The organism is Azohydromonas lata NBRC 102462, assembly GCF_001571085.1.
GTDB lineage: Bacteria > Pseudomonadota > Gammaproteobacteria > Burkholderiales > Burkholderiaceae_C > Azohydromonas > Azohydromonas lata.
The window spans coordinates 1-14,558 of the sequence record NZ_BCTC01000087.1 but is presented as its reverse complement, the minus strand read 5'-3'; the positions used below and the strand labels follow the sequence as shown (position 1 = coordinate 14,558).

13 protein-coding genes and 1 pseudogene are annotated in these 14,558 nt (G+C 56.0%); 6 read left to right on the top strand and 8 right to left on the bottom strand.

The annotated features are described in order from the left end of the window. Window positions 1–12 precede the first annotated feature (12 nt). The 7 genes from ALA01S_RS32130 to ALA01S_RS33380 form a co-directional block, all read right to left on the bottom strand. Window positions 13–2,982 (bottom strand): AAA family ATPase, encoded by a 2,970-nt coding sequence (locus tag ALA01S_RS32130; protein WP_084267849.1) that lies wholly within the window; start codon window positions 2,980–2,982, stop codon window positions 13–15. Further along, window positions 2,979–3,578, bottom strand: coding sequence for an ABC-three component system middle component 1 (locus ALA01S_RS33405; protein ID WP_157119218.1), 600 nt, complete (start codon window positions 3,576–3,578; stop codon window positions 2,979–2,981). Before ALA01S_RS33405 ends, ALA01S_RS32130 begins: the two co-directional genes overlap by 4 nt. After that, window positions 3,523–5,475 (bottom strand): ABC-three component system protein, encoded by a 1,953-nt coding sequence (locus tag ALA01S_RS33400; RefSeq protein ID WP_169805985.1) that lies wholly within the window; start codon window positions 5,473–5,475, stop codon window positions 3,523–3,525. The genes ALA01S_RS33405 and ALA01S_RS33400 overlap by 56 nt, the downstream gene beginning before the upstream one ends. Window positions 5,476–6,586: 1,111 nt before the next feature. Continuing rightward, window positions 6,587–7,147: a hypothetical protein gene (locus tag ALA01S_RS33390; protein ID WP_169805984.1), complete on the bottom strand. Its 561-nt coding sequence runs from the start codon at window positions 7,145–7,147 to the stop codon at window positions 6,587–6,589. 183 nt (window positions 7,148–7,330) lie between these two features. After that, a complete protein-coding gene (locus tag ALA01S_RS33385) occupies window positions 7,331–7,597 on the bottom strand; it encodes an H-NS family nucleoid-associated regulatory protein (RefSeq protein ID WP_157119214.1) in 267 nt (88 codons plus the stop codon). Between the two features lie 212 nt (window positions 7,598–7,809). Beyond that, the gene (locus ALA01S_RS23110) at window positions 7,810–8,859 is read right to left on the bottom strand and encodes a replication protein RepA (RefSeq protein ID WP_066341517.1); all 1,050 of its coding nucleotides are present in this window, start codon (window positions 8,857–8,859) and stop codon (window positions 7,810–7,812) included. A gap of 573 nt (window positions 8,860–9,432) precedes the next feature. Further along, the gene (locus tag ALA01S_RS33380; protein WP_157119213.1) at window positions 9,433–10,119 is read right to left on the bottom strand and encodes a hypothetical protein; all 687 of its coding nucleotides are present in this window, start codon (window positions 10,117–10,119) and stop codon (window positions 9,433–9,435) included. Window positions 10,120–10,474: 355 nt separating this feature from the next. On the opposite strand from ALA01S_RS33380, the gene ALA01S_RS33375 reads away from it, so the two are divergent. The 5 genes from ALA01S_RS33375 to ALA01S_RS23090 all read left to right on the top strand — a co-directional run bounded on the left by ALA01S_RS33375 (window position 10,475) and on the right by ALA01S_RS23090 (window position 13,226). Beyond that, window positions 10,475–10,648: a hypothetical protein gene (locus ALA01S_RS33375; RefSeq protein ID WP_157119212.1), complete on the top strand. Its 174-nt coding sequence runs from the start codon at window positions 10,475–10,477 to the stop codon at window positions 10,646–10,648. A gap of 64 nt (window positions 10,649–10,712) precedes the next feature. Beyond that, entirely contained in the window at window positions 10,713–11,387 is a 675-nt protein-coding gene (locus tag ALA01S_RS23100; RefSeq protein ID WP_238455914.1) for a DUF6064 family protein, read from the top strand. Window positions 11,388–11,576: 189 nt separating this feature from the next. Continuing rightward, complete coding sequence (locus tag ALA01S_RS23095) at window positions 11,577–11,762, top strand: hypothetical protein (RefSeq protein WP_157119211.1); 186 nt, start codon at window positions 11,577–11,579, stop codon at window positions 11,760–11,762. Window positions 11,763–12,274: 512 nt separating this feature from the next. Then, window positions 12,275–12,553 carry a hypothetical protein gene (locus tag ALA01S_RS33370; protein ID WP_157119210.1) on the top strand — a complete coding sequence of 93 codons (279 nt, stop codon included), beginning with the start codon at window positions 12,275–12,277 and terminating at the stop codon, window positions 12,551–12,553. Window positions 12,554–12,713: 160 nt separating this feature from the next. Further along, entirely contained in the window at window positions 12,714–13,226 is a 513-nt protein-coding gene (locus tag ALA01S_RS23090; RefSeq protein WP_066341511.1) for a tellurite resistance TerB family protein, read from the top strand. 100 nt (window positions 13,227–13,326) lie between these two features. Here the strand turns inward: ALA01S_RS23090 and nhaR are convergent, their stop codons facing one another. After that, the gene (nhaR, locus tag ALA01S_RS23085) at window positions 13,327–14,259 is read right to left on the bottom strand and encodes a transcriptional activator NhaR (RefSeq protein WP_238455913.1); all 933 of its coding nucleotides are present in this window, start codon (window positions 14,257–14,259) and stop codon (window positions 13,327–13,329) included. Window positions 14,260–14,336: 77 nt separating this feature from the next. On the opposite strand from nhaR, the pseudogene ALA01S_RS23080 reads away from it, so the two are divergent. Beyond that, window positions 14,337–14,558: pseudogene (locus ALA01S_RS23080) on the top strand (BAX inhibitor (BI)-1/YccA family protein); the annotation flags it as partial.

Genomic DNA, 14,558 nt, shown 5'->3' with positions numbered 1-14,558 from the left:
TCCGTATCTTTACTATACACCAGACTCGAATGCGCCAAGCTTTTCAACTCTTATACCCGACACATCAGGTCGTAGAGCCAGAAGCCGCACAGGTACCCCATCATTCCTCAATTTTCGCATAAAAAATCTCGCTTGCAAGGCATCATGAGTGGCTATCACAACTTGAAATCCATGCTCAGAAATATATTCTCTTAGCACATCGAAAACCGACGCTGCATGCCCGAGATCATGATGTTGCGTTGGGTCATCAAGCAAAAGAGCTTTCCAGTTTGACCATTTGTGTTTCAGTGCCATTGATAATAAGAATGATAGCTGGATATCCGTTAACTGCGCTTCACTTGCAATGTCTGCCGCCGGGACGAAACCATCAGCCAACGGGACCGTAATCAGGGCATGCGACTTATTGTGCTTGCTGAAAAACTCTAAGTTTGTAAGCGAGAACCTACTGTCCCTCAATATTCTCCTCAATAATGACTGCCAATATGGCATGATGCTACTCACATTTTGCTGCACGTTTGCGATTTCTTTGGTTAGCTGCATTGAAAATAATTCCAAGGCATCTCGCTTCCGCCTTAAAACTTCCAATGCTGATTCAGATCCACGCATATTCATTGATAGAAAGTTGGAAAACTCAGTCTCTGATTTGCCTTTCAATAGGGTTTCTATTGTCTCTTGCGCGCGTCGCAAGTCTTCTGCAGCCCGCCATTGCAATAGCTTGCTCTTAATTTTTTCTATTTTTTCTAACTTTTCTCCTACGCGGGCGTGTTGTTTCACAAGGCTTGCCGTTAACTCCATCAATGTTGCAGAATTTGGCTCGCCATCGAAGGAAGCCCGCTCCCAACGCATAGTAAGATCTTTGACCTTTTTTGAAATTTCATTAATTGAATCTTGTGTCGCTTTTACTGCTAACTGGGCACGCAAAACGTCATTTTCGGCATGCTGTAGCAATGCGATCAAACGATTTGCCTCCATATCAGCCTCATGATGCAGTGCTTCAAATTCTCTCAAGTTTTCATTGAGAGATTTAATGTCCTGAATCGGTCCAAAACGCAGTATTGCGTCTAGCGCACTTTCTTTGGAATTGGCTGACTGACTAAGTTTAGCCAACTGCTGCTTCAAAGATTGACTTGCTTCGCTGGCGACTCGGATTTTCTCTTCTATCGTAGCGATTTCTCCAGTCATAACTTCGGGTGGAGCTTGCATCCGACGCAAGCCAATGCCCTCTTCAGTCTTATTTAAATCGTACTCAATTTTTGCAAGAAATGCCTCAGCCTCGCCATGCTCGATGCCTAACAGCATCGGATGTTGGCGCAGTTCGTCAATGTTGCGAATGTATAGTTCTCGCTCAGACTCCAACATGCTTAACGTATCTAGAGCGCGCTTGTAATCACCCTTAACACTTTCAAAAATCAATTCCACTTCACGCAAACGTTCGGATTTCTCCTTACTCAGTACCAAAAGCGCATTCAAGTTTGGATTTTCTTGGTTTAATATATGCGCAATTCTATTATGCAATTCGCCTGCCGGGTGATTCGTGCCGCAGACGGGGCAGACATCTTGATCTTTAGGAAGATTTTCTATTATGAGAAGAACCGCTGAACGGACTTGCCCAAGAGTCCGGTTTAGCAATTGCACTGCCTCATGTGCAGATTTTGCCTCTGCAGCTACATTGGTAACACGCTCCCTTGTCAAGGCGAGCACTGATTCCAAGCTTGCTTTATGCTCGGCAACTTCATTTAACTTGACGTTAATTTGCTGTAGTGCGACAGCATCGTTATTCCAATTCGTCAGCGCAGTTTTAGCTACGTTCAGTTCGAGCCTTTTCTTTCGCGCCTGCATTACCAAGGTGTTGATTTCTTCGTGGATCGCTTGCGTTGCTTTTGCCCTTGATAATGCCTCTCTACAATTAGCCGCTATCGCTTCTTGCTGCTCAATTGACTTTTTTGTCGCAGATGCAGATTCACCCAGCAGGAATAGCTCAGCTGAGAGCAACCTTGCATCGTTACTCTCCTTCAGGTTATTACTGGCAGACGCGCTCCTCCTCTTTAGTCGCTCTCTTGTATTGTCAACAACATCTAGCGCCGTTCTGATTCTGGCTTCAGCAGCTCTTGCGTCCAATAGCTTCTGGTCGTCTATATCTTTCTGCGTTTTAGCGATCTGCAGACCTAGTTTCTCATTTGCATAGTCGTCGGGAATTAGTTTTAATGCAGACACTATGTCAATGTGCTGCTTAATGGCTTCTTGTTCTTGCTTGATTGAATTAAATGCGGCGGCACACTTCCACTCTAGCGCATTTAAAGTGGCTGGCTCTTTTTCCTCAATCGTTAGAAGCACCGAAAGCTCGCCACTGATATGGTCAAGGGGCTCGAGATTGGCGGCCACAGATTGTTTAGCTCTGTTACGCTCTTCCAATGCGCGCGCCCAGTTTTTGAACACATCCCTTTCGCGCTCCAAATCTTTTTGTAAATTATTAAGCTCTCGTGTAATGCCGCTCTTCACGCCTTGGATGACAGAGCTTACGTGAGTCGCATCTTTTCCAATGGGAAGTTTGGAAAGGTTCTTTCCGGCATCTTCCGATTTTGTGTGAGAAACAAACCATTGCCGCTCGCGCTGGTCTAGTAGATGAGTTAGTCGCAGCAGGTAAGGTACATCTTTCAAATCAACGCCCCCGAATAAATCGGCGAGCTGACCAGGCTCTGCCTCGCGCAATGAGTCCCGGTTTATGATTATTTCACGCTTCCATGTGCCGTAATCAACGGATATCGCTCCTTGATATGCGCCCTCATGAAGCAATGCTGTCATTTCGGAACTAGCAAGGCGTTGTACATTGCTCGTTAAAGCCAACTCAATCGCTTCAAAAATTGACGTTTTGCCAGTTCCATTTGGCGCCAGCAAAATTGTGGCGCCAGGACTGAATTCAATGACCGTTTCGTTCTTAAAACTTCGGAAGTTGCTTAGTGTCAGCGAGTTAAGTTTAATCATTTTTCGGTCGAGCCCTCAAAAGGGATGTTCATCAATTTTTCGACTAAATCGGTTCCCGCGAGTCCCTCGAGGAAGGCATTGCGCCAGTCTTGTTGTACTGATGGCGTTAACTCAGGGTACTTTTCGGCTGCAGCACGAAATGCAGCTGTTAGTGGATCGTTTGTGACATCAATTCTTCCCTCTTCGGGCATTTCGGCCAAGAAACATCTATCAAGCAAATCTGTGACTGTTTCACCGTGCCTGTATGCATATTTTTTGCAAAACAATTCATCTGCTTCTAACCTTGTGGCCTCTCCTTTACTAAGGCCAGTGCCGACAAGAATCAGGTATAGATCGGCAGTTTCTGGCTCTACCATGCGGTCCCTGACCTCGCTAGCCCACATTAACGCCTGCTTTAAGCTGCTGGAAGATTCGATCGATGCTGCCAAAATCGTCCTCCACCCTGATTTAGATCCGCAGCGACGCAGTCTAAGAGCCAATGTGTCATTTAAAAAGGGATAGGTTTGAATGTTTACATTCCAACTTTCTTCAATGTAAATTTCAAACCTCGTTGCTGTGCGGGATTTTATTGCGGTCAGAAGTTCCTGGGTGTTCATCTTGTAGGCGACTCGTTTGTTCTATGTTTTTGCTTCGTGTTTGCAAATGTTTTGTATGGGAGGCCAAATACGCCTTTAATGGCATTATTAAGCCTTGTCTGATTTTTTCTGAAAGATCTCTGGAGTTGGTGATAAGTGCTTTTGGCCTTTTGGGAGCGGCAAGGCTATCTTGATCAAGTGCATCGTCTGCTAGCGAGCTTTTCAGGATATATGCCGCTGACGTCCTGACCTGAGAAAATGCCAAAAACGAGGCGGATTCTTTGCTCAGAATTTCAAGTACAGTATCCTCACTATCTTCATCAATCAATTCTCTTGCTTTTCGCTTACTTCCTGCAGGGCCACCCCAGTAACGTAAACCGATTGTTTTTAAAGTGTTGCCTTGCCCAATATCATTCCATGTTGAGTTTAAATCTCCGTGGGCAGCGGCAATGACAAGCGCTAACCAGACAGCGCACGCGAGAAGATCAGCAGTTCGTGGACCAACTCGACCTTGAATATAAACGTCTTCACCTTCGCATGCTGGATGCACTATCTCCAGTAGCAATTTCGAATGCTCAGCGGGGTCGCTGTCTAATGTTTTCTGCCAATGCTGCCATAGCTGCGTGACAGCCGGTCGCAAATCGCCGTCAGATGGAAGCTCACGGATCAATTCCGTGACCTTTGCCCTTACGATACTCCAAGTAAATAAATCCATAGATGCCGACATACATAGAGCTTCATTTCTGATTTGCGCGTCGTCTCCCAGTGATCTACATGACTGGTTTTGCGGCAAAGAATCAATTTTTGTCCACTGAATGTCGCCAACATCGTTTTTTTCGGCACCTAAAGTATTTGCTAAAGCCTTCGAAATGCCAACGCGCCATCCTTCATGGCCCACAAAAGATATCGCGGTTGACCTAGAGGCATGGAGAGCAAGTCTCACTAAGGCGCCTTCAACTGAGTCACAGGAAAGATCATCTACCGGAAAGTTGGCATTTGTCATTAGCTTTAACATATTTCGAGACGTAGGACGCCAGAAATTTTCGACTATGCTTTTGGTAGGTTCAGCCGCTTCGGTCTCGTGTCCACATGCGGTGCCTGATATATGCCATGAGATATCTGAATCGCTGTACCAGAATGTCGTCCACTTAGGGAAGTCAGGCTTAATATAGCGGTCGATTAATGGCGCAATCAACCTAGGTTCGGTTGCGCCCACGTCCGTGGCATTGTCTTGCAAGTACGACCTAATCAGTCTCGCTACTTCTTCTGGATTGTTGAATGCTTTCGACAGGTCTTTATGGATAACCTCAGTTACATCCTCTTCCGTTCCTCGATAACGAATATGAATTCTTTGCGCCGCGAAGAGAATATGCTGCCAATCGGCAAACCCACACCAAGTAGTTAACCAGCTATATATTCGTTGATAGTTAGTGTCACTTAGCGCTCTTTCCTCTAGAGATTTTGCTGAAACACCCATTTTTCGGCACTCTGAACAAAAGTCACTGAAGACGCGAAGCGGCAGGTCTTGCTTTATCTGTGTCGGATGAGGAACCTCAATAAAAAAAGAACGTTTTGGTGACGTCGACAACTGTCCATTGGTGAAAACGACCGCAAGCTTACTTATACTTTTATCGAGTTCTGACAGTTCCTGGAGTTCCGAGCCTCCTTTTTTTATTACTCGAATAGTTTTATTAATACAAAAATCAGTCGTCTGCCTCTTTACTTGGGCATGCCTGAATGAGCCGTCATGACACTCAATAACGAAATCGTCCCATTCTGGGATCTTGCCTTGCTCGCTTCCGATCCATTTATGGTGCTCGCGGCCATCAAGGTAGCCGATCAGCATCTCAGACAAGTAGAGCGTAGCAATGTGAAACGCATATGCATCCGAGCGCAGAAGGTTTAGTTTTCTTCTCATCACTACATTTTGCAACTACTTGGGCGTATTGCTGCTTAACCGAGCACTCAGTGGCGCTCGGTGTGTGTGCTTCGGATCACGATTTCTGGGATTTGTTGGTGGGGCCAAGGCCTTATTGGGTTGCCGGCGCGAACCACGCGGCCAGCGGCGAGATCGGCGTCAGTTCCGCGGCCGCGAGTGTTGGCGGCGGTCAGAAAGCGCGCTTTTATGGCAGTCACGACGCGCTTTTGAACGGCGAGCTCTGAAGGAGCCCGCTCCCATTGCTTCTCCGCGAGACGGCAATGGGAGCGGAACCAAGTGTTCAAGCTGGGGGCGTGCAGCCCGTGATCGTTTACAGCGCGCGCGACCTGCGGCCCGCTACGAACGCTGCCATGCCGCCCACGTCCAGCTCTGCCCGGTTCTTCCTCCGTGCCCGCTGCCAGGCGCAGGTGCTGCTGTGCCGCCAGTGCGACCGCGGACAGCAGTACTACGACCAAGAATGCTGCAACCAAGCTCGTCGTGAGCGCCGCCGCGAGGCGACTCAGCGGTACCTACCAGCGCAATTTGCGTGGAGGGCTGCTTGATGTCGAGCGCTCGTCAATAGGTTGCGGCGGCACCTTTCACCGATGCCACTGAGAACGAAGACGCTGGCTCCGAGACCCACCAGGGTTGCTTCGCAGCCCAGGTGGACAAGCTGGGCTCCGTCGCCACGGTGCCGGCCGCTGCGGCACCCTTCGGTGGCGTTGCAGCTGCTGCCGGCAGTCGCTTACGCCCTATACGTGCACCCGGGATTCCTGCGCCGTCCATGGGGCCACAATCGTCCCTCGTGAGCCCAAACGCCGGTCCTTGACAACTACACCTCGCCGATCATGTGCCGGCGCGAACCGCCATGTATCGGCCAAATCGGTGTCAATGGCGATCGAGGTCAGCCAGCGTGCGCAGCTCCAGTCCTTGCTCCCAGCCGCGCGCCAGGGCGATGTAGGCGCCCGTACGGCGGGTACGAAGGATGGAAAGAGGCGCGGCCATGGTGGTCAGCTCATGGTGGGCAAATGCTTGTTAATGCCAATTTAATCTGCTGAAGCTACTGCTGCATCAATTCGGTGAAATTTTTATATAACGTAGATTATGCAGGTTATTTTGGCTCTTTCGTATTGCACCATTTAGAAATCCAACCGCCACCATCGACCTCAAAAAATTCTATTGCACCCTGAAATGATTTTGCGCAGACGTCTATTATTTTCTTTGCCTCATTGCGGTCCATCTCGTTTGTCATCAGGCCAGCCATGAGGCCGATAAAAGCACAGGCATCAATATATCTCATCGAAATATTAATCAAGGCTCCAGCAACATTGTCATCATCGACAGGCAAAATTCTTTTGACTGCATGCTGCCCGTTTGCAGCATTCGAAGGCAACGGGAACGGTTCTGGAAAATAATGCTGGAAGTCAAGCAAGTTGGAATTCCATCCTCTCGACTTCCAGTAGTCAGCACCTTCTTCAAGCAATTTCCGAGGACGGCGGGACACCAGTGCAATGCTGAACTTTCGTTCTTTGTCTTCCTCAGAAATTTGATCGCTTCCAATCAAATTGATAGTATTCCGATCAGCCAGCGATGCCGGAAAGGCCCTATCCTGGATCATCAATTCTTTAGGGAAAGGCCATCTACCAGTGACGGTGTAATGCGTTATGCCCATTTTCTCTAAATTAGGACAACATCACTTTAACCACCGGCCGCAGCAGAAGATGCGAATACGTGCGGTGATCAGAGGCTGGCATCGCGGCGCGCGGCTTCTTCCATCGCGTCCCAGACCGGCCGGTAGCGGGCAACTACGGCGTCAAGGGGTTGGCGGGCACGATGGTGGTGGGCGCGCATGGAATCAGGGCGCTGCCTTGCGAGGCCGTCCGCGGCGCTTTGGCATCGGCGCAAGTCCCAGATCTGCCAGTGTTAACTCGAAGCCGCGCATGAGGTTCCGAATCCTTACCAACGCTTCCAGGCGCTCGCCTTCCTCGATTTCACGCAGCTGTGTTTCGGCTTCGGCCAGTTGTGCGCGCAGCTCGGCTACACGAGCCTTCAGCGATTCACGGGTAGGCTTGGCAACCGGCTTGACCCAGCCTTTGGGTGTGTCTTCATCAGGGCGATACATCCCGTAATGATGCACCGCCACGACTGAAGAACCGTTGGCTGGATGGGTTCGCCGTACTGACGGAAGAAATGCATCCGTTTCTGCGTGCCTGGCACGGCGGTGAGGCCACCCAACCGCTGCATTCCCGCAGTGCAGACCATGAATGCATCTGTTTCTGCGTTCGTCCCGAGTCCCATGCCGAGACCGAGACGTGTCGGCCAGGCGACAGCTCTTCAGCCCTTGCGCTGCAGCTTCGGGACGTCTGGTGCAGACGGCAGGATGATGAGCTTGGTCCGCTCAACCTGCACCTGCGGCTGATAGAACACTTGCACCTTGGCCAAGGCTTCCAGCCACTTCTGCTTGAAGGAGCGGGTGGCCTGCGCCGAGGTGCCGAACTGCGCCGCCATGCCTTCCCAGGAGAGCTCCATCGGCTTCTCGATGAACGCGTTCACCCAAGTCATGAACGAGTAGATGTCCATGGCCATGGGCGACTTGTGCAGCGCCTTAAGGACATGCAAGTCCACCGGCACTGCGCTGCGCACGATGTCGCGATAGAACTTCTCGGACAGGTTGATCTGGGATGACCATGCCGGTGCGCGGTCGGTCGAGGCGTCCTCAGCCCACCAGGGAATGGCATCGTCGAGCTCGACGTCGTCGGCAATGGTGAACTGCCCGTTGCGCCACTTCTGCGCGTCCCGGTCCGACGTGGTGATGATGCGGGCCGTGAACAGCCGCTGCATGGCGTCCTTAAGCAGCGTGTTGGTGCCGCGCACGCCGCCGGTGCTGTTCTTCATGCCGATAGCGCGCATGAAGCTCGCCTGGCTGTCTGTCAGCGTGATGATGCGGCTTTGCTGGCGCATGGCCTCGCTGCAGAGCCAAGCCACGATGAGCCGCGGCGTGGAGCCGTACGGAAAACCGTAGGACCGGGTTTCCGTCTCCAGCACGGTCCTGCCGCCTTTGACCTTCTCGACGGTCTTCGTGTACGAGCCGGCCTGGATGATCAGCGAAAAGCTCTGGAAGCGTCGGGCAAAGCCGTTGGGATGTTCCTCGACCTTCGGCTCGCGGTACGGCAACGTGGTCTGCACCAGAGTGCGCGTGATGAAGCCTCGCGTGTCTGTGCCATTGCCCAGCGCCTCAAGGCGAGCCTCGTTCTCCAGGTGCAGGCGCTCGAAGGTGCTCAGCCGTTGGTCAGCAACTTCCTCGGGCGTGCGGCGGCCGTTCTTGATGACGAGCGACAACTGCCGCTGCGGCGCAGCGTCGCGGGTTGCCTTTTCGTCTGCCATAGAACGCTCTCGTGTTTTTCCCTGTCGAAGCCCGCTAGTTTCCTTACCCCCTGGATGCTTGTCCACGCAGAAACGGATGCATTTCTCCCGGCGCGCGTCCTTGTAGCAATCTGGCGACAACCATGTTCAGGTGAGCAGTGATTCTTACTTCTCACCTGAGCTGCCCGACTTGTGGACAAGGCTGGGGACCCACGAAGTTGTCCACGCAGAAACGGATGCATTGCGACGCAGAAACGGATGCGCTCGCACGCAGAAACAGATGCATTCCACGCAGAAACGGATGCATTCGTACGCAGAAACGGATGCACAAGCATTGCATTTTCTCAGTCGCACCAATGACTTAGCGGCTTCTTGTATTGGTATTGGAGTTCTATATCTCTAGCTCTTGTACCAAGGCGACCTGAAACCGTGGACAGCTGCGCTGCCCACCGTTCCAGGCCGTGCGACCACGCAGATTGGACAAGCCAAGTAGATCGACAAAGTCCAAGCTGACGGCACAGGGCCTCAGAGGGGCACGCCTGGGAGCAGAACCACAAGCGCACGCAGAAACGGATGCATTTGGTGCAACCGCAGTCAGATGAAAACCGCAGCGCTCTCAACACTCATTGCCGCCGGGCATTGACGCATAGGTGCGGCCTGCCAGCAACCAGCACGCAGAAACGGATGCATTCGCGGCTCCGCGCCGACAGAGTTCCACAACTGCAACCTGTTGAGATACCGGGTCAGAACCGGCATGGATCTGGAGTTCAGGAAGGGCATGGGCGGCATCGGCTCGCGTATTGGACTGGCAAGCACGCAGAAACAGATGCATTTGTCGTCCACGGCAGGACAACTGGCCGTCCCTTGGCACCAGCGCACCGCCGCCCCTCCAGGCCGCGCTGAATCGGCGGCGAACCCGACGGCCGCACCTGCGTCGGCGGCCATGACGACGAACGTCTTCTTGTCGATGCGCGCCAGGGCTCTATGGCTGGCCACGCCGCACAGGAAGTCGTGCACGCCCATTCCGGCCGTGCATGCCCGGGGCGGATCTCGAAGCGGCTGCTGAGCCAGCTTTTGGGCCTGCGGTGCCGACAGTCGGTGCGTGATGTGCGCCGGCGCCTTGTGGACCAGGGCGGCGAAGACGGTGGTCTGCCAGGCGTGCACGGGGCGGTCACGATGGCGTCGCCGGTGATGGGCATGCCAAGGAAGGGCGAGCACCTGGTGGCCGTGCGCCGTTCTGCGCCCATGCACTGGCCGTTGCGCACGCAGAAACAGATGCATTCACAGCCTTTGCCGGTCGGGCCCGGTGGCGTGGCTGCTGCGCGTGCCGGCCGTGCTGGACACGCAGAAACAGATGCATTTCGCCTTCAACACGCGGCACGCAGAAACGGATGCATCTCTTCAGGCGTCGTGTCCTTCCGTGGGAAGCTGGTGCGCTTTGTCCAGAAAAATCGTTGTGCAGTAGGTACTTGGGAAACCCCAGTTTTCGGCCGCGCCGCCGTGGAGAGGCAAATTGGTGCGCTTGGTCGCCGTGCTGGAGTGTCCTCGCGCCGTGGACCGTGTCTGAACGCCGCACCCTGTGGATCTCTGTGCAGGTCGTGCTGCAGCAGGATGCCGCGGCGACAGAAGTCGCTGCATGGCCACGGTCATGTTCATCGGCCGGATGGCCGGTCTCGATCTGGCCGTGCATGCCGAAGCCGCTGTTCGCCGTTCACCGCGGCACCAGCCCTTCGTGCGGGTGCTGGTGGAGCGACGATGTGGTCAACAGGTCACCGCTGCCATCAGACTCATAGCATGTGGGTACCGTTGAGGCGCATCAACCACGCCGCCGGCACCGCCGGTAGCGTGGTGCCTTCGCTTGGCACCCGCGCGCCATGCTGCTGCCCTTTACCCACGCCCAGTTCGTCGCCGTCTTCGACACCTACAACCGGGCGGTGTGGCCGGTACAAATGGGCGCCTACGCGCTGGGCGCGGCGCTGTTGTGGCTGGTGGTCCGTCCCACCGCGCGGCACGCGGGCCGCTGGATCGGCCTGGGTTTGGCAGCGATGTGGCTGTGGACCGGCGTGGCCTACCACTGGCTCTACTTCACCGCCATCAACCAGGCGGCCTGGGTCTTCGGCGCGCTGTTCGTTGCCGAGGGGGTGCTGCTGGCCGTGGCGGCCGTGCGTGGTCGCTTGAGCTTTGCCGCGGCGGCCGGGCTTGCTGCCGCCCTGGGATGGCTGCTCATCGCCTACGCGCTAATGGCGTACCCGATGCTGGGGCTGGCGGCGGGCATGCGCTATCCCGCCATGCCGATGTTCGGCATCACGCCGTGCCCGCTGACGCTCTTCACCTGGGGGCTGATGCTGCTGGCGCGGCCGGCACCGCCTTGGTCGGTGGTGACCGTGCCGCTGGCGTGGAGCCTGGTGGGTGGCAGCGCGGCGTTCCTGCTCGGCGTGCCGCAGGACTGGCCGCTGCTGGCCAGCGGCTTGGTCGTCCTGCCGCTGCTGTTGCGAAAGCGCTGGGCCGATCGAGCACGCGCTGCCGTAGTGCGGGGCGAGGGGCCCTGATCGCGGTGCCGGACTTCGAGCCGGCGAGCACGCCTTGCGATCTCGCTGGCGCGAAGCTCCCCGGCGGGCATGTGGAAACCCAACCCGGCATAGCCTGTAGGCATCGATGCAATCCCTGCGAGTTCGACACCGGTGGCAGATCCGCAGTTGGCCGCGTGGCGCTTGGCGCGCTCTGGGCAGTGGGTGAAGTTGGAGCGCGTGCTGCGCGCTTCGGCGGACGCGCGCGACTTCATCCGGCATCTGCCGTATCAGATGTACTTCGAGGGATACGAGCGCGCGGAGCATTTGGCGCGCGAGCTGGATGCACAGGCCTCAAGCAGCGTTGAGGCGCGGAAGACAAACGCGGCTCACGAGCTCGGGGAAAGCCAGAGTTAATACCAAAGCAACATACCCGATCCGCAACCTCTCGACACCCCTGCCGAGCCCGTTTCTCTCGTTCGCTTTGCCTGTTCCGGCCGTGTTGAAGGTGGGAGAAGGAGAGCTCCGGCCACTTGCCTGCGTGCTGGTTGAGGGGAAGCTAGTAGGGAATAGAGGAAAGGGAGGTGAGTGGTACAGGAGTGCCTGGGCTGATCTTTGGGGATTTGGTTTTCAGGTATGTTGCTTAATGGGCTTTCCAGATCATCACGGTCGTTGGTGGCGCAGGTCAAAAAGCGCGTTTCCCAGCGGTGATGACGTGCTTTTCGGCGGCCCTGGATGCGCGTATCGCCGCATGCCTGTTGGCGCCGGGACAGGATTGAGCCGAATTCCGTCGACTTGCCAACGAAGTACTGAGCCAGACGCTGGATTGCATGAGGTGTCCTGACAAGAGTGGACAGCGATTTTTTATGCCGCCCGCGCCCTTTGGTTGTGGAAGTGCTGCTGTGCGAAGACCGCCGGCGCCACGTGGCGTGGAATGGCATGCGCAGACACTGCTGCAAGGCAATGGCCGCACCGTTGAGGCCGTGCGCGAGCAGCGGTCCCGATCCATGCAAGGCGCAAACCGGCTTGCGCGCCTCGAACCGGCGCATGCGCACATTGGCGGCACGCCGCGGCTTGCCTGGCCGTCGCTGCTCATAAGCTCACAGCCGGTCGAGCGCATCAACGATGCGCTTTTCTCGAATCCAGCTATCGATATTCGCGCATTGTCGCGAAGTGTTCCAGACGGCAGACTCCTGTCTCAACGCTGATAGGCAAGCCGGCTGCGCAAGCTGCGTACGGCTCGCCATACCCGTCAGACGCCATGGGCACCCTGACACGCTTCGCATCGCGCGATGGTGCGGCTCGTCAGCAATGCCGTGCGCACCCGCGGCAAGCGGGTGCATCGGTCAACCAACTCAGGAGAAATAGATGGGCCTTTTTGATATGTTCAAGAGCGACTCGGGCGAGAAGATGACGCCGCACATGGCGCTTGCCACGAGCCTGCTCTACATGATGTCCGCCGATGGCGAGATGGATCATGAGGAGATCGGCCACCTGCTGTCCGTGCTCGGTGGCCAGGAGAATAGCGACGGCTCCGTCGGCGTCGGCGCCCAGAACCAGGCCCTGCTGGACAACGCGCTCAAGTACCGCCGCAAGCATTCGATTGACGATTTCCTCAAGGAATCCACGCCGCTGCTCAGCGATGCGCAGAAGATGTGCATCCTGGTGAACCTGATCGATTCCTCTCTGTCGGACGGCCAGCCCGAGCCGGAAGAACAGGCCATCTTCGGCAAGTTCCTGCAGGCCTTCGGTGTGTCCGAGGCGCGCTTCCAGCCGTTCTTCGAGGTGATCATGCTCAAGAGCGACCGGTCGGTCTTCATCAAGCCGGACCACCCCAAGAACCAGGCGGGCTACCAGGTCAAGCTCAGCGTCCCCGCCTGATCTTCAGTTGCGCGCCAGGACAGCTACAGACCTGCCTGGCGCACGCCCGCAAGGCATGCGAGGGTGAGCAGCCTGGCAACAAGATTCGCTGGGCCGATCCTCACCCGCGAAAGACTTTGTCCCGGGCAGCGCTGGTGATGGCTGCCACGCAGGGATGCGTGATGCGGCGCTCGGCCGAGATGGCGTAGTACTCCTCCACCAACTGCTCGGTGCGGCCGATGGTGCGCACGCCGTACTGCGCCTGCGTTTCGGCTTCCAGCACCGTCGGCGTCATGAACACGCCGCGCCCCTCGCCGCCAAAGGCTTTCATGAGCGCGGCATCGTCGAACTCCGCAATTGTGCACGGGCGCAGTTGGTGCTCGGACAGCCACATATCGAGCCGGCGCCTCATGGCCGAGGCCGGCCCCTGCAGCAATACCGGCGCCCCATCCAGGCACTGCGGAAAGTCGCCCTTGAGCCGGCGCTGCAGCGACGGTGTGGCGAAAAAGCTCATGGCCGTGGTGCCCAGCGCATGGTTGAAGGCCCGCACGCTGAGTTGGCGGCCCATGGGCTCGTCGGCGATCACGAGGTCGAGCCGATGCACCGCCAGCTGCGCCAGGAGGTCCTGAAACTTGCCCTCGTGGCAGAACAGCCGCACCTGCGCCGCGGCGTCCAGCGCGGGCTCGATCAGGCGGTAGGCGATGGCCTTGGGCACAGAGTCGGCCACCCCCACCCGAAAGCTCATGACGCGGGGGCCATCGCTGGCGCGGCCGATCACGGTTTCAAGCTCCTCCGACAGCGAAAACACCTGGTCCGCGTAGCCCAACGCCACACGCCCCTCATCGGTGAGCTCGACCCCTCGGCCCTGCTTGCGAAACAGCGCGCATCCCAGCCGTTCCTCCAGCTGCTTGATCTGCGCGGACAAGGTCTGTGGGGTGGTGTGCAGCTGCTCACCGGCGCGGACGACCCCGCCGGCCTTGGCCGCAGCCCAGAAGTAGTGCAGGTGCTTGAAGTTGAGCATGGCCGGGAAATGATGCGTTTTTTGCGAAGTCATGCATCGTAATTCGCGCATTGTCTCGAAGTATGGCTGGCGGTAGATTCAACGAGCCAAATTCCAACTGGGACAAAACCATGACCATCCAGACCTTCGACCCCGGCCGCGGCGGCTATGCGCTGCCTACCTCGCAGCGCAACCGCGTGCTGCGCAACACCTACTGGCTGCTCGCGCTGTCCATGGTGCCGACGGTGGCCGGTGCCTGGCTGGGCATTGCCACTGGCCTGAGCAGCGCGATGTCGCCCATGGTGGGGCTAGTGGTGTTCCTCGCTGGCGCCTTCGGCTTCATGTTCGCCATT